Raw genomic sequence first — 14,179 nt, forward strand, 5'->3', positions numbered from 1 at the left:
GCGGGCGCCTCAGGATGAGGAGGGGGGCAGGGACCCGTGTCCGCTGCCCCTGCGTCGTCGCGGCGATGGCAGCGCGTCTGGCTCTACGGATAGAGGCGCGTCCCCTGCCAGCGCGCGCCGTCCCGGACGAAGCGCACCCGGTCGTGGAGGCGGAAATCGCCGTTCTGCCAGAACTCGATCGACACCGGCAGGATGCGGAAACCCGTCCAGTGCGATGGCCGTGGGACCGGCCCGTCGCCGAGGCGCTCCGTCACGGCGGCGACCTCGCCCATCATGGTCTGCCGATCCGCGAGGGGGCGGGATTGCTGGCTCACGATGGCGCCGATGCGGCTCTCCCGGCGGCGGCTGGCGAAGTAGGCGTCGGCCTCCTCGTCGGTGACCCGCTCGATGGGGCCCCGGGCGCGCACTTGCCTGCGCAGGCTCTTCCAGTGGAGCACCAGGGCCGCCTGCGGGTTCTGCGCCAGCTCCTCGCCCTTGGCGGACTGGGTGTTCGTGTAGAACACGAAGCCGCGCTCATCGAACGCCTTCAGCAGGACCACCCGCACGTCGGGCAGGCCGTCCCGGTCGGCGGTGGCCAGGGCCATGGCGTTGGGATCCTCCGGCTCGGACGCCTCGGCCTCCCGCATCCATGCGGCGAACAGGGCGACGGGGTCCTTGGCGCGGGTGAAATCCTCCGCCGTCGCAGGGGTCGGGGCACCGATCGTTAACTCGTTCAAGGGAACACTCCTGGCCTGCCACGTCCGGGGCCTGAGGGGGCAACGGCGCGTCCGTCGAACGGAAAGACCGCCGTAGGTCAGGTGTGATGGTCTGATGGTCTCGCGTCACTGTAAAGAGCTCCGGACCCTCGTTCCGGCGGGGGCAGCCCTGTGCGTCGTCGGGCTTCTGGCCGGGTGCAGCCAACCGCTTCTCCTGTTCCGGGGTACGCCGGAGCCGGCCGTGACCGCCGAGGAGCCGGTGACGACGGGCAGCATCCAGCCTCGGTCCAAGACCTTCGGAGGCGATCTCACTGGAGAGGATTGGCGCCGGGCGCAGGCGGCCTTGTCGGTGGCCCTGGATCCGCAGGGCAACGGGCGTCCGGTCAAGTGGGACAATCCCGATTCCGGGATGCACGGCTCGGTGAACCCGACCGGGCTCCCCTATGTCGCCGACGATCAGATCTGCCGGAACTTCCTCGCCTCGGTCATCGGCTCCGAGAAGAGCCGCTTCGTGCGCGGCACCGGCTGCAAGCCCTCCGGCGGGGACTGGACCCTGAAGGCGATCCGCACCGCTGCGGCACCGGCCAAGGATTTGGGCAAGGACTCGGCCAAGGACTCGGCCAAGGGTTCCGACAAGGGTGTCGACTGAACGAAAACGGGCGCCCTGCGGCGCCCGTCCTGGTTCATACGAAGGGATCCGCCCTCAGTACGGATAGCCGTAATAGGGCCGCAGGCGCAGCCGCCGGGCCGGCTCGGGCTGCGGGCCGGGCGGGGCTGCGTAGCCATAGGCCGCCTGCGGCGCATAGGTGCGCAGGTAGGGGTCGTAGGCGGGATCGCGGTAATTGCCGTTGTTGATCCCCGCCGAACGGTCGTTGCCGCTGAGGGCCGCGTAGGGCGAGAGACCGCTGCCAGCATCGCCGCCTCCGCCGCCCCGGGCCAGGGCCGCACCCGGCAGAAGCGCCAGCAGGGCGCCGCCGAGGGCGAGACCGATCCGTGTGCCTGTCATCCGGGTCATCGTGAAGTCTCCGGGTTTCCGATCTTGACGATTGAACGGGTGGTGCCGGGCGGGGGTTCCTGGGCTGCGCCCCGGCGCCATGTCTCAGGGCCATGTCTCAGGGCCATGTCTCAAGGCCATGTCTCAAGGCCACGTCTCAGGGCCTCCGGAACGCGGTCACGGCGCCGAAGCTGTGGTTGAGGATACGGGCACGGGCCTCCGCCAGGGGCTCCACGGCCACCGCCATGTGGTGGCCGTTGGCGTGGATGAGGCGGGTCGCGTCGAGCATCATCCCGACATGGCCCCGCCAGAAGACCAGATCCCCCCGCTCCAGGCCGACGGGATCGTCGGGGAGTGCCGTGCCGAGGCCGCGCTCCTGCATATCGGCGTCCCGGGGGCAGTCGCGCCCGGCGAGGTGGAGGCAGAGCTGGACCAGCCCGGAGCAGTCGAGGCCCAGGCTCGTGCGCCCGCCCCAGAGGTAGGGAGTGCCGACGAGGCCCTCGGCCGTGGCGGCGAAGTCGGGGGCGACGAAGCTGGCGTCGCGGCAATGCCCGGCGAAGACGAAGCCTGCCGCCGTCTCGATGTAGTCGCCCGTCCGTCCCGTCGCAGAGAGGCCGGCGCCGAGGCTGAGATGGCCCTGCGGAGGGCGCTTCAGGTCCGGCGCTGGGTAGAGGAAGGTGCGCAGGGCGACGACCACATGGGTCGGCTCCGGGTCCGCCGGCCCGAGGCTCCCGACCGGCAGGTATCCCACATAGCCGTCCCGCTGGAGCTGGACGAAGGCGTGGCCCTCCTCCTCCCCATAATAGGTCACCGCATCGCCGAGGACCGCCTCCGTCTCGGTGCCGGACTCCGGCGAGGGCGTCCGCCGCAGGGGGGCGGAAGGGACGGCGACGCGGCGCGTCTGTCCGTCCACGTAGCGTTCGGCGGAGACGATCCCCCGCAGGCGGGCATCCGCCAGATGGGGCCGGGCGGGCGTGAGACGCGGATCGGGCGTGGTCGTCATCGGCGCAGGATAGGGTTCTCCCGGTTAATGGGAAACGGGAGGTAGAGCTGGGGAGCAGCCCCGGAATTCCGGGGGGCAGCGTGCCCTTTGGCTGGTCGGCTGCCCGCGATTGCGTCATGGTGACGCATCGGGATGCCTGTCCGGCAGGCATTCGTTCATCCACGTGGATGCGGATGCACCGTTTCCGGCGGGATGGCGATCGCTTCCCTGCCGCTTCGGCGATCACCCGATGGATTCACCCTCCCAGGATGTCGCATCCGGGCCATCACCTTCGTTTGATGCACTGCACAACCGGCTTCCGGCGCGCTATGCTTGGAGCCATGAAGACTGCGAGTCGTCCCGTGAAGAAGACCCCCAAGAGCTTCGCCGACCTTCCACCGATCCGCGTGCGCCGGGAGCCGCCGACGATCGTCGAGGCGGTGTCCGCTGCCCAGGACCTCGCCGACGACGTCGAGCAGCAGACCGAGATCGCCGCCGGGCTCATCGGCCTGCCCGTCGAGGAGGTTCGCCCGCATGTGCTCGCGGCCAAGCGGGCCAAGCCGGAGCGGGCACCGGAGCGGATCCTCAGCCATGCCAGCCCGAGCCGGGCGCCGCGCACGGTCATCGTCGAGCGCCGGGTCCGGCCGACCGTCGTCGTGGAACGCCGCGGCCGTCCCCTCGACCCCCGGCGCTGACGCGCTCAATCCGCAGCGGTCTGGCTGGTCCAAGTGGCATGGCGGATGCCGGGGGCCTTCTCGAGGTCGGCCGTTACCGCGTCGAGTTCCTCCGGCTCGACGGCGCTGGCCGTCAGGGTGGCGATGACGTCCACCGCATCCTCGCCCCGCTCCTCGATCTCGATGGCGCTGACGGGGTAGTTCGCCGCCTCCAGGCGCTCGATCAACAGATCCTGGGCCGGACCGCTGGCGCCGGGCGCCGTCGTGACCTGGACCTCGTAGGTCGCCTCCGTCTCGGATTCGCGGATCGGCAGGCGATCGATCAGCTTCACCAGGGGCCGCAGGGCGGTGTTGCAGGCCAGCACCGTCACCGTGACGAAGAAGGCCTCCATGGGCAGGTCCGCCCCGGCGAAGGCACCCACGGAGGCCGAACACCACAGGGTGGCGGCGGTGTTGAGGCCGCGGACGTTCATCCCCTCCTTCATGATCACGCCGGCGCCGAGGAAGCCGATGCCGGAGATCACGTAGGCGACGGTGCGGGTCCCGCCCTCGCCACCGGTGAGGCGCATGCCGAGATCGACGAAGGCCGAGGCGCCCACGGCGACCAGCACGGCGGTGCGCAGGCCGGCGGTGCGCTGCCGGTACTGCCGCTCGGCCCCGATCAGGGTGCCGAGGCAGAAGGCCACGAGGAGCCCCAGGGCGGATTTCGCCGGCTCGGGCAGGTCGGCATAGGCGATCGGAAAGGTCATGACGGCCCCGCTCATCGTGTGCCCTTGTGAAGAAACCGTGACACGATGCCCGCGCAGGGCTTCGGTCGCGCAGGATTGACGGCCACACGCCCTGCGGGCACACCGGCTACGGTTTCGAGGAGCCCGTCGCGAAACGGGACCCGGCCGCGAGGAGACGTGCAGGATGCCGGATTCGGCCGACGTGTCGGGATCGAGCCACCCATGAGCGGCGCCATTCTGGCCGACCGCCCCCAGGCGGGCTCCGCCGCCTCCGACCTCCATGGGCGGGTGCTCTCCCTGAGGGACGGTCTGGAGACCGGCCTCATCGGCGCCTCCGGTCTCGTGGAGCGCCTGCTCATCGGCCTCCTCACCGGGGGCCACCTGCTGATCGAGGGCGCGCCGGGCCTCGCCAAGACCCGGGCGGTCAAGCGCCTTGCCGAGGGGCTGGACGGCTCCTTCGCCCGCATCCAATGCACCCCCGACCTGATGCCGGCCGACCTCACCGGCACCACGGTGTGGCGCCAGGACAGCGGCCATTTCGAGTTCCTGCCCGGCCCCCTGTTCCACGCCCTCGTCCTCGTGGACGAGGTGAACCGTGCCCCGCCGAAGGTGCAGTCGGCCCTGCTGGAATCCATGGCCGAGGGACAGGTGACCGTCTCCGGCGAGACCCACCGCCTGCCCGACCCGTTCATGGTGGTGGCCACCCAGAACCCCATCGAGCACGCGGGCACCTTCCCCCTGCCCGAGGCGCAGCTCGACCGCTTCCTCCTGCATGTCGTGGTGGACATGCCCGACGCCGCCTCCGAGCGGGCGATCCTCGACCTCGTGGAGGGCGAGCTGACCCACCGCATCCCGCCGATGCCGACGCGGCTGACGATGGCGGAGGTGCGGGCGGCCCGGGAGGCGGCGCTCTCCACCTACGTCTCCCCGGCGCTCAAGGACTACCTCGTGCGCCTCGTGGCGGCGACCCGCACCGACGAGGCCGCCCCGGACCTGCGTGGGGCGATCGAGCACCCGGCCTCGCCGCGGGGCACCCTCGCCCTGATGATGGCGGGCAAGGCGCGGGCATGGCTGCGCGGGCGCGACCACGTGATCCCCGAGGACGTGACCGAACTCGCCCGGGACGCCCTGTCCCACCGGATCGGCCTGACATGGCGGGCCTCCGCCGAGGGCAGGACCGCCAGGGGGCTGATCGAGGACCTCGTGCGGCGGGTGAAGGCCCTGTGATGACGGCGGAGGGTACGGCGACCGCGGCCGGCCTCGCCCGGGGGAGCCGGTGATCGCCCTCTCCGGCGAGACCCTGATGGGGTTGCGGCACCTCGCCCGGCGGGGCGCCTCCCCGGTGACGCGCACCCTCGCCGGCCTCCCCGGCGGGATCGTCACCCGGCGCCGGGGGCGCGGCTCCGAGCCGGAGGACGTGCGCCTCTGGGCCGAGGGCGACGACCGCCGCCACATCGACCGCAACGCCACCGCCCGCACCGGGCAGTTGTATGTGCGCACCCACCACGACGAGCGCGACCGGGCGGTGATCCTGCTCGCCGACTTCCGGCCCTCCATGCTGTTCGGCACGAGGCGCACCCTCCGCGCCAACGCGGCGGCGGAGGCCCTGGCCCTCCTCGGCTGGCGGATCGTGGCCGATGGCGGCCGGGTCGGCCTCGTGGTGGCCTCCGCGGCGGGAGAAGCCACGGTGCTGCGCCCGGCCGGCGGCGAGCGGGCCATGACCGCCGTCACCGGGGCGCTGGCCGTCGCCCATGCCAGGGCTTTGGAAACGGCGAAGGACCCCGATCCGCCCCTCGAGCCCCTCCTCGGGGTCGCCGCAAGCCTCCTTCCCTCCGGCGGCCACCTCGTGATCGGCAGCGCCCTGGACAATCCCGGCCCCGATTTCGAGCGCCTGCTTGGGCTCGTGGCCGAGCGCGTCTCCGTGCGCCTCGTGCTGGTGAGCGACGCCTTCGAGCGCGCCCGGCGGCCGGGCTTCTTCCCCTTCGCCCTGTCCGACGGCCGACGGGGCTCCCTCCGGGCCGACGGGACGGGGGAGCGGGCGATCGACGCCCGCCTCGCCGACTATGCCGCCCGGGGCATGGCGGGCCTGCGCCTCGATGTGGAGGCGGGGCCCGAGGCCTATGCGCCGCTGATGGAGCGGCTCGATGCCGTGCTCTGAGTACCGGGGCGCCCCATGAGCCCCGCCGACGCCCCCGCCAGCCTCGACCAGCTCCGCGGCCTGCACCTGCCCGGCGGCGCCAGCGGCCCCGTGCCAGGGGATATCCTGCTCGCCCTGATCCTCGGCTTTTCCGCCGCCCTTCTCATCGGCCTCGTGCGGGTCCTCGTGGGCCGGGCCCGGGCAAGCGTCCGTCGCGCGGCGCTGGCCGACCTCGCCGGCAGCCGCAGCCTCGACCCACCGGACAGGATCCTCGCCCAGGCCCGCCTGCTGCGCCGCCTCGTGCGGACGGTCGATGGCGACGCGGCGGCCTCGGCGCAGGGCGCAGCCTGGGCCGGACGGCTCGACGCCCTGTTGCGAACCGACTTCTTCACCGCCGGGGCTGGCCGGGTGCTGGTGGATGGGCTCTACCGCCGGGAAACGCCCGATGCAGCCCTCCTCGACGCCGAGCTGTCGCGGCTGATCGGGAGGCTCAGGGCATGAACGGCGCTCTGCCCGGTTGGCTTGCGGCCTTCGTCTCCGGTTTCGACCTCGCGGCGCCCTGGCTGCTCGTCGCCCTGCCCCTGCCCTGGCTCGCTGCCCGCCTCCTGCCGCGGGAGCGGATGGAAGGTGGCGCCCTTCTGGTCCCCGGAACCCTGGCCGCCAGCACCGGGACCGGTACGGATGTCGCCGGCCGCGGCCGCCGCCGGGCCGTCCTGGCCTGGGGACTCTGGATTAGCCTCGTCCTCGCCCTGAGCGGCCCGCGGGTCGTGATGCCGGCCGCCGCCCTGCCCGCCTCGGGCCGGGAGATCATGATCGCCATGGACCTGTCCGGGTCCATGGAGCGGCGGGACTTCTCCCTGGACGGCGAGACCGTGAGCCGGCTGGAGGCGGTCAAGCGCGTGGGCTCCGACTTCATCCGCCGCCGGGCGGGGGACCGGATCGGCCTCGTCCTCTTCGCCGACCAAGCCTATGTCGCCGCCGGCCTCACCTTCGACACCGCCTCCGTGGCCCGGTCCCTGGAGGAGGCGACGATCGGCATCTCGGGTCGCTCGACCGGCATCGGCGACGGCCTCGGTCTCGCCCTGCGGCGCCTCGACCCCCGGGACGCCCACATCCCGGAGGGCCGCCCCGCCGCGACCAAGGCAGTGGTGCTCCTCTCCGACGGCGCCAACAATGCCGGCCAGACCGCCCCGAAGGACGTGGCCGACCTCGCCCGGGAGATCGGGGTGAGGGTCTACACCATCGCCCTCGGACCCCGGGATCTCGCCGACGCCGACGGCGAGCAGGACGTGGTCGACAGCGAGACCCTGCGGGTCATGGCCGAGACCAGCGGCGGAAAGTTCTTCCGGGTGCGCACCACCGACGACCTCGTCGCCGTGGCCGGCGCGATCGATTCCCTGGAGGGCAGCCGCACGGGGGCACCGCCATTGCCCCTGCGCCGGGACCTGTGGATCTGGCCGGGCACCCTGGCCCTCGCCTTCGCGGTGGCGCTGCTGGCGGTGAGGAGGGCGGCATGAGGAACGCCCCATCCCTCAAGGACGCGCGGATGCCCCCTTTCCGCTTGAGGGGTGAAGCCCGGTCGCATCCCGTCGTGCCGCCGGAAGGCGGCGGTGAGGGGGCTCACAGGACGAGACTCATCCGGCATTCCCCCTCACCTGCGGCTGCCGCCTCGCTTCGCCCCCGGCAAGGGGGGCTCAGCCCTCTCCCCGCAGGCAGGGAGAGGGGATGCGCCCCTCGACGGCCCGCGAAGCGTCATCCGGGCCGGGCACCGCGATGACCCTTGCCGGCCTCACCCTCCTGCGGCCGTGGTGGCTCGCCGCGCTCCCTGTCGTGGTGGCCCTGGCCCTCTATGCCGTCCGCCGGGCCGCGCCCCTCGGCGACTGGGGCCGGGAGGTCGATCCCGCCCTGATGGACTACCTCTCCCGCTCCGGGGCAGTGCTCGGCGGCCGGCGCGGCGCCAACCTCGCCGCGGGCCTCTGCGCCGGGGGACTCGTCCTGGCGCTCTCCGGACCCGCCGTCGAGCGCCGGGACACGGGCAGCTTCCGCAACCTCGACGAGACGATCCTCGTCCTCGACCTGTCCCGGTCCGTTGCCGAGGGCGGCAACCTGCAGGCCATGCGCGAGGCCGCCGCCGCCGTCGCCGAGGCGGCAGGGACCCGGCCGGTGGCCCTCGTCGTCTATGCCGGCGACGCGTATCTCGCCGTCTCCCCCACCACCGACCGGGACAGCCTCGGCACCACCCTCTTCGCCCTCGACGCGGACACGGTCCCCGACCGGGGCAGCCATCCCGAACGCGGCATCGCCCTGGCCGCGCGGACCCTGGCCGAGTCCGGCGTCATCGCCGCGGATGTGGTGCTGATCAGCGACGGGGATGGGATCGGCGAGGCGGCCCTGCGCGAGGCCGCCGCGATCCGCGCCAGGGGCTGGCGGCTCGACACCCTCTTCGTCCCCGCGACAAAGCCCCTGCCCCCGGGGGCGCCGAAACCCGATCCGGGCCCGCTGCAGCGCCTCGCCGCGGCCGGCGGTGGGACGAGCGCCACCATCACCACGGCCGATCCCGTGATCGCGCAGGTCTCCGCGCCTACGGCCCAGCACCTTGCCGCGGGCGGATACGGCGTCGTCGCCTTCGCCGATCTCGGGCGCTGGCTCCTGGCGCTGGCCGCCCTGCCCGCCCTTCTCCTGTTCCGCCGGAGCGCCTGATGCCGGCCGCCCTCGCCCCAACCCGGATCATCGGCCTTCCCCCCTCCTGGCGGCGGACGGCGCGGATCGCCGGGCTGGTCCTCGTCGCCCTGGGGCTCATAGTGCTCGCGGCCCTGTCCCAGCCCCGCACCGGCTTCGGCCGGCTGCTGATGGGCCTGCACCTGCCCGGCCTCGCCGCGCGGGTCTTCGACGATCCGGCCTGGCGGGGGGCCGCCCTCTACGAGGCGGGCCGGCCGGAGGATGCCGCGGCCCTGTTCCGCAACGGCGGCCGGCGGGCGAGCTACAATCTCGGCAACGCCCTGGCCCGGGCCGGAGACCTGCCCGGCGCCGTCGCCGCCTATGACGAGGCCCTGCGCTTCAACCCCCGGGACGCCGATGCCCAGGCCAACCGCGCCCTGATCGCCCGCATGCTGGAGGAGGCCATCGACCGCGGCCCCGGCGGCGGCATCGCCAACGGTACCGCCCAGTACGGCGCCCGCTACAACAACACCGGCAACCACGACCAGAACAACGACATCAACGCCTCCTCAAGCGGTGAGGGTCTCGCGGGCAACAAGGAATCGAACACCAGCGCCTCCCTGCCCGGCAACAGCGCGGTGTCCCGCCGGGGCCGCTCGGAACAGGCGGCCGTCGATTCCGTGGGCGGCAAGGCCCGGGGTTCGGTGGGCGACGCCGCCGGCCGGGGACGGTCCGGCACCGGTCTCGCCATGGTCGCGGAGGCGCCCGAACGGGAGGTCCGCCGGGTGACGAAGAGCTTCGAGGCCCATGAGATCCGCCCGGACCGGCTGTGGCTCCAGACCCTGCCCGACGATCCCGGCCGCTATCTGAAGCTCCGCCTCAAGGCCGAGCAGGCCCGCCGGGTCGCGGCCGGCACCGCCATGCCCGCCGGGAGCAACCCATGGTGATCGTCTCGAGGATGCCCGCCGTCATCGGGAGGGTGTCCCTCCTGGCCGCCTGGCTGCTGGTGGCCCTGACCCTGCCCGCCCTCGCGGAGGTCGAGCCCGGCGACCTGACTCTCACCGTCACCCCCGAGCTCAACGGCGGGGCGGCGCCCTATGCCCGGGAGATGGTGCTCCTGAAGATCCACGGGGTCTACAAGCAACCGATCCTGCTGGAGGAGGTCATCCAGCCGCCGCTCGCCAACTTCACCTGGACCCAGCTCGGACGCGACCACTGGAGCAAGACCCAGCTCCCCGACGGGCAGAGTGCCATCGCCTTCGACCGGACCGTGGCGATCTTTCCCCACCATGCGGGCGACTTCACCCTCGAACCCTTCGTCCACCGGCTCACCATCAACGACGTGGGCGAGCGCAAGGTGGTCGACGTGCGCTCGCAGCCGATCCCCTTCGTGGTCGCGGCCTGGACGGCGCCCACCGGCGGCCCCGACGCTAAGGACCCCTGGTGGTTGCCCGCCAGGGACGTGAGCATCACCGATTCCTGGAGCCGCGACCCCGAGACCGTGAAGGTCGGCGAGACCGTCCGCCGGACCGTGACCCTCGAAGCGCAGGGCGTGCTCGCCGAAGGCCTGCCGCCCCGGCCAGTGATGCGCACCCGGGGCATCATCACCTTCGCGGGTCCCGTCAGCCGGGAAACGATCATCACCCCCGCCGGCCCGGTCGCCCGGGCGACCTATATCTGGGACGTGAAGCCCGGTGTGCCCGAGGTGATTCCCCTCGACGCCATCGAAATCCCCTGGTTCGACACGGTCTCGCGGACCATGCGGGAGGCCGAGATTCCCGCCCGCCAGATCGGTGGCGGCCTGCCCGACCGGGAGACCGACGGTGGCATCCCCGCCGCGCCGCCCGCCTTCCTCGCCGCCACCGCAGGGGTGATGGCCTTCGGCCTCGGCCTCGCCCTCCTCGGGATCCGCCGCGACAGGGCTACGTTGCGATTACCCACCCCCATCGCCCGCGACCTTCGCCGGGCCGCCGGAGCCGGGGATGCCCCGGGATTCCGGGCGGCCGTGGCGGCGGGGGAGAGGGCGGTTCCGGATCTCGCCCGGCGCTGGCGTGACGAGCCGGCGATCCGCGACGGTCTCGCTGCCCTGGACCGGGCCGTCTACGGCCCGGCAGGCGGAGAGGCGCCGGACCTTCGCGCCCTCGCCCGCGCCCTGGCCCGGAGCCGCGCACCGTCCGGCCAGGCTGCGTCCGGCGGCCTCAAGCCCCTCGACGGGCCGGCCTGAGCGAGGCCCATCTTCGCTTCGTGATGGAACGGAAGGGAACGCTGTCCGCAGATAGGCCTTGGAGGCCCGGTGCCACCCGCTACCGGAGATTCCAGCCATGATCGGACAAACCCGCGCCCCGACCCTTCTCGCCGCCCTCGTCATTGTCGGCTTCGCCCTCCCGGCCGTCCTGCCCCACGCTGCCGCCGCCCGGTCGGGCGGCTCCGCGAACGCCATGAAGGCCATCGACACCGACAACGACGGCACCATCGACCTCACCGAGGCCCAGGCGGCCGGCGGGGCGACCTTCGAGCGCCTCGACAAGGACAAGGACGGCTCCGTGGACACCAAGGAGCTTCAGGGTCGGGTCAGCCGCAAGGAAATGAAGACCATCGATCCCGACGGCGACAACAAGATCGACCGGAAGGAATACGACACCCTCGTCGCCGACCGCTTCAAGGCCGCCGATCCCGATGGCGACGGCAAGCTCGACGCCAAGGAACTCAAGACGAGCGCGGGCAAGAACCTCCTCAAGCTCATCAAATAATCCGCGCCCACCGGGAGGGCCCACGGCCCTCCCGATTTCATTGCCTGATTTTTAGGCAGGCGAATGTTTTCATCAAAAGCTCAAGTCCTGGGCAGGCATCAATATTTTGCAGTATCTTGTTGAAACTGCATTCGCTCCGTAAATCGAGAATCAACGGACAAGACGATCCGGATTTTCGAGATATCCCGGAGGAAGAGATCATGGCCCACGTGAACGAGGTCAAGGACAGGTTCCGCACCCGCCTCGCCGCCGCCGACGCCCGCAGCAACGGTTTCCGTCAGAAGCTCCTCGAGGACGGCACCCGCGCCCTTCAGCCGGTGATCGACGTGCTGCACCTGATGGCGGAGGTCCTCAACGAGGAGCACAACACCCACGGCAGCATCACCGGCGCCGAACTGACCATCGACACTGACAACTTCGTCACCCTCTGCGCCCGCCTGCGCGGGGTGGAGTGCGAGCAGAAGATCAAGGTCAAGTATGGCCCCGAACTCGGCGGCAAGAACTACATCTCGGTCTCGGGCCTGCATCAGCGCTACAACGAGCGCCTCGCTCCCGGTTCCAGCGCCAGCGCGCATATCGGCCGGGTGATCGGCAGCGACATCCATCTCGACGAGCACCGCGGCGCCGACCTCGCGGAGGTGATCCGCGACGTGATCGAGGATTTCTACGTCGCGCAGATCGAGCAGCGCAGCCACTTCCCCGTCGCGGCGTGACGGAGGGGCTTGAGAGGGTTTTCTGTCGTCCTTGGATCACGCCATTTCCACGGTCATTGCGAGCGCAGCGAAGCTACCCAGGGATCCGCCACATCCGGTCAGGTCCCGCTGCCCTGGATTGCTTCGCTGTCGCTCGCAAGGACGGTGGAGCGGGCAATCCAGATCAAACCGAAACCGCTCTCAGGACCGTGAAACGGCGGGCCGGGGACCCTCTGGCGGCCCCGCCACCAACCTGTTAGTTCCCCCTGCGATGGGGATGGAGCTCCCCGATAACCGCCTTGCCGGATGACCGGCCTGGGCTGATGGCTCCTACCGCAAGGGCATGTTCGCCCGCGGTGGGGCCGTGGCCGCATCGCGAGCGGACTGCTCGTCCAAACGGGGACGGGACAGGCATGATCAACACCCTCATCGTTTTCCTCGGGGCCGGGCTCGGCGGCGGGTTTCGCCATGGGCTCAACGTCGCCGTCGCGCGGCTTCTGCCGGGGCTCGGGTTTCCCCTGGCGACCCTCATCATCAACGTGCTCGGCTCGTTCCTGATGGGCGTGCTCGCCGAGGGTTTCGCCCTGCGTGGCGCCGCGGGCCATCCGGCCCGGCTGTTCCTGACCACCGGGGTGCTCGGCGGCTTCACCACCTTCTCGACCTTCTCCCTGGATGCCATTGCCCTCTACGAACGGGGCGAGACGGCGGTCTCGGCGGCCTATGTCCTGGCCTCGGTCGCCGGGGGATTGCTCGGCCTCGTCGCGGGCTTCGCCCTCGTGCGGACCGTGTTGAGTGGGTCGTGACCCCGCGGCAGAGAAAACGTCACTCGGCGATGAATTTCATCCGGTGGTCCCGGTGCAGGTCGAGGATCGCCGCGGCGGTCTCCTCGATGGAGCGCCGGGTCACGTCGATGGTCGGCCAGCGGTTCTTCATGAACAGGCGCCGGGAGGCGGTGATCTCGTCGGACACCGCCTCCCGGTCCACGTAGAGCGAGGTTTCGTCGGCGTTGAGGCTCGACAGCCGGTTCTGCCGGATCTGGATGATCCGCTCGGGCGAGGCGAACAGTCCGACGATGAGCGGCTTGCGGGCCGCCTCGATCGCCGGCGGCATCGGCATGCCCGGGACGAGGGGCAGGTTCGTCGTCTTAAGCCCGCGGTTGGCGAGGTAGATCGAGGTCGGCGTCTTCGACGTGCGGCTGACGCCGAGCAGGATCACGTCCGCCTCCTCCAGATCCTCCGGCAGGTTGCCGTCGTCGTGGGCGAGGGTGAAGTTCATCGCGTCGATGCGCTTGAAGTACTCGGCGTTCAGCATGTGCTGGGCGCCCGGCCGGGCCGCCTTCTGCGTGCCGAGGTAGGATTGCAGAAGGTCGTGGACCGGCTGCAGCACCGAGAGGCAGGGCGAACCCGATTCCCGCGCCGCCATCTCGAGCCGCTGGCCGAGATCGCCCCCCACCAGGGTGTAGAGCACGAGGCCCGGCGCCGCCCGGATCTCCGAGATCACCCGTTCGAGCTGGGAGGCCGAGCGCACCAGCGGGTAGACGTGCTCGATGGCCGAGACGCCTTCGTACTGCGCCGCCGCCGCCCGGCCGACATTGATGAGCGTCTCGCCCGTGGAATCGGAGACGAGATGGAGATGAAAGTAGCTGCGGCTCATGCGCGGCGTCTCCGGCCGGTTCCGGTTATCCAACGGCGAGGCGCCGGGGAGTCGACAAGTGTGGATAGGCAGCCCTGTCGGGCCGGTCCAGTGCCCAGGCGCGGTCGGCTATCGACTCCTGGATGCACAGGCCGTCAAATCGGGGCGGATTCCAGCCGCGAGTCGGGAAAACCCGGACGCCATGGGGCCGATCCGGCACACCGCCCCGGCCAAGGC

The 14,179-nt window shown here is 71.6% G+C and carries 17 protein-coding genes and 1 riboswitch; of the genes, 12 read left to right on the plus strand and 5 right to left on the minus strand.

The annotated features are described in order from the left end of the window. Positions 1-83: 83 nt before the first annotated feature. Positions 84-716, minus strand: a complete 633-nt coding sequence (pdxH, locus tag MFF22_RS23720; protein ID WP_283206209.1) for a pyridoxamine 5'-phosphate oxidase — start codon at positions 714-716, stop codon at positions 84-86. Positions 717-810: 94 nt separating this feature from the next. On the opposite strand from pdxH, the gene MFF22_RS23725 reads away from it, so the two are divergent. Then, positions 811-1,344 (plus strand): RT0821/Lpp0805 family surface protein, encoded by a 534-nt coding sequence (locus MFF22_RS23725; RefSeq protein WP_238253187.1) that lies wholly within the window; start codon positions 811-813, stop codon positions 1,342-1,344. A 54-nt stretch (positions 1,345-1,398) separates the two neighbouring features. Here the strand turns inward: MFF22_RS23725 and MFF22_RS23730 are convergent, their stop codons facing one another. Then, positions 1,399-1,701 carry a hypothetical protein gene (locus tag MFF22_RS23730; protein ID WP_370877621.1) on the minus strand — a complete coding sequence of 101 codons (303 nt, stop codon included), beginning with the start codon at positions 1,699-1,701 and terminating at the stop codon, positions 1,399-1,401. 145 nt (positions 1,702-1,846) lie between these two features. Next, positions 1,847-2,692, minus strand: a complete 846-nt coding sequence (locus MFF22_RS23735; RefSeq protein ID WP_238253189.1) for a C40 family peptidase — start codon at positions 2,690-2,692, stop codon at positions 1,847-1,849. A 341-nt stretch (positions 2,693-3,033) separates the two neighbouring features. Between MFF22_RS23735 and MFF22_RS23740 the strand changes: the two genes are divergently transcribed. After that, positions 3,034-3,366, plus strand: a complete 333-nt coding sequence (locus tag MFF22_RS23740) for a hypothetical protein (RefSeq protein ID WP_238253191.1) — start codon at positions 3,034-3,036, stop codon at positions 3,364-3,366. Between the two features lie 5 nt (positions 3,367-3,371). Here MFF22_RS23740 and MFF22_RS23745 read toward each other — a convergent pair whose 3' ends face one another. Further along, a complete protein-coding gene (locus MFF22_RS23745; protein ID WP_238253193.1) occupies positions 3,372-4,094 on the minus strand; it encodes an MgtC/SapB family protein in 723 nt (240 codons plus the stop codon). A gap of 201 nt (positions 4,095-4,295) precedes the next feature. Between MFF22_RS23745 and MFF22_RS23750 the strand changes: the two genes are divergently transcribed. The 10 genes from MFF22_RS23750 (at position 4,296) to crcB (ending at position 13,113) form a co-directional block, all read left to right on the plus strand. Next, positions 4,296-5,300 carry an AAA family ATPase gene (locus MFF22_RS23750; RefSeq protein WP_238253195.1) on the plus strand — a complete coding sequence of 335 codons (1,005 nt, stop codon included), beginning with the start codon at positions 4,296-4,298 and terminating at the stop codon, positions 5,298-5,300. A 76-nt stretch (positions 5,301-5,376) separates the two neighbouring features. Further along, positions 5,377-6,231, plus strand: a complete 855-nt coding sequence (locus tag MFF22_RS23755) for a DUF58 domain-containing protein (protein ID WP_238253249.1) — start codon at positions 5,377-5,379, stop codon at positions 6,229-6,231. A 15-nt stretch (positions 6,232-6,246) separates the two neighbouring features. Further along, on the plus strand, positions 6,247-6,711 hold the full coding sequence (locus MFF22_RS23760; RefSeq protein WP_238253196.1) for a DUF4381 family protein: 465 nt from the start codon (positions 6,247-6,249) through the stop codon (positions 6,709-6,711). Beyond that, complete coding sequence (locus MFF22_RS23765) at positions 6,708-7,727, plus strand: VWA domain-containing protein (RefSeq protein WP_238253197.1); 1,020 nt, start codon at positions 6,708-6,710, stop codon at positions 7,725-7,727. Before MFF22_RS23760 ends, MFF22_RS23765 begins: the two co-directional genes overlap by 4 nt. 256 nt (positions 7,728-7,983) lie before the next feature. Further along, positions 7,984-8,910: a vWA domain-containing protein gene (locus tag MFF22_RS23770; RefSeq protein WP_238253251.1), complete on the plus strand. Its 927-nt coding sequence runs from the start codon at positions 7,984-7,986 to the stop codon at positions 8,908-8,910. After that, the gene (locus MFF22_RS23775; protein WP_238253198.1) at positions 8,910-9,815 is read left to right on the plus strand and encodes a tetratricopeptide repeat protein; all 906 of its coding nucleotides are present in this window, start codon (positions 8,910-8,912) and stop codon (positions 9,813-9,815) included. The genes MFF22_RS23770 and MFF22_RS23775 overlap by 1 nt, the downstream gene beginning before the upstream one ends. After that, positions 9,809-11,092 carry a hypothetical protein gene (locus MFF22_RS23780; protein WP_370877618.1) on the plus strand — a complete coding sequence of 428 codons (1,284 nt, stop codon included), beginning with the start codon at positions 9,809-9,811 and terminating at the stop codon, positions 11,090-11,092. Before MFF22_RS23775 ends, MFF22_RS23780 begins: the two co-directional genes overlap by 7 nt. A 97-nt stretch (positions 11,093-11,189) precedes the next feature. Next, positions 11,190-11,618 carry a lanmodulin LanM gene (gene lanM, locus MFF22_RS23785; protein ID WP_238253199.1) on the plus strand — a complete coding sequence of 143 codons (429 nt, stop codon included), beginning with the start codon at positions 11,190-11,192 and terminating at the stop codon, positions 11,616-11,618. Between the two features lie 200 nt (positions 11,619-11,818). Then, on the plus strand, positions 11,819-12,331 hold the full coding sequence (locus MFF22_RS23790) for a hypothetical protein (protein ID WP_238253200.1): 513 nt from the start codon (positions 11,819-11,821) through the stop codon (positions 12,329-12,331). Between the two features lie 243 nt (positions 12,332-12,574). Beyond that, a riboswitch (Fluoride riboswitch) is annotated at positions 12,575-12,650 on the plus strand. A gap of 73 nt (positions 12,651-12,723) precedes the next feature. Further along, positions 12,724-13,113: a fluoride efflux transporter CrcB gene (crcB, locus tag MFF22_RS23795; protein ID WP_238253201.1), complete on the plus strand. Its 390-nt coding sequence runs from the start codon at positions 12,724-12,726 to the stop codon at positions 13,111-13,113. 19 nt (positions 13,114-13,132) lie between these two features. On the opposite strand, the gene MFF22_RS23800 is transcribed toward crcB, so the two are convergent. Further along, positions 13,133-13,963 carry a pyruvate, water dikinase regulatory protein gene (locus MFF22_RS23800; RefSeq protein WP_238253202.1) on the minus strand — a complete coding sequence of 277 codons (831 nt, stop codon included), beginning with the start codon at positions 13,961-13,963 and terminating at the stop codon, positions 13,133-13,135. Positions 13,964-14,179: the final 216 nt, after the last annotated feature.

This window comes from Methylobacterium persicinum (assembly GCF_022179525.1).
GTDB classification, from domain to species: Bacteria; Pseudomonadota; Alphaproteobacteria; order Rhizobiales; family Beijerinckiaceae; genus Methylobacterium; species Methylobacterium persicinum.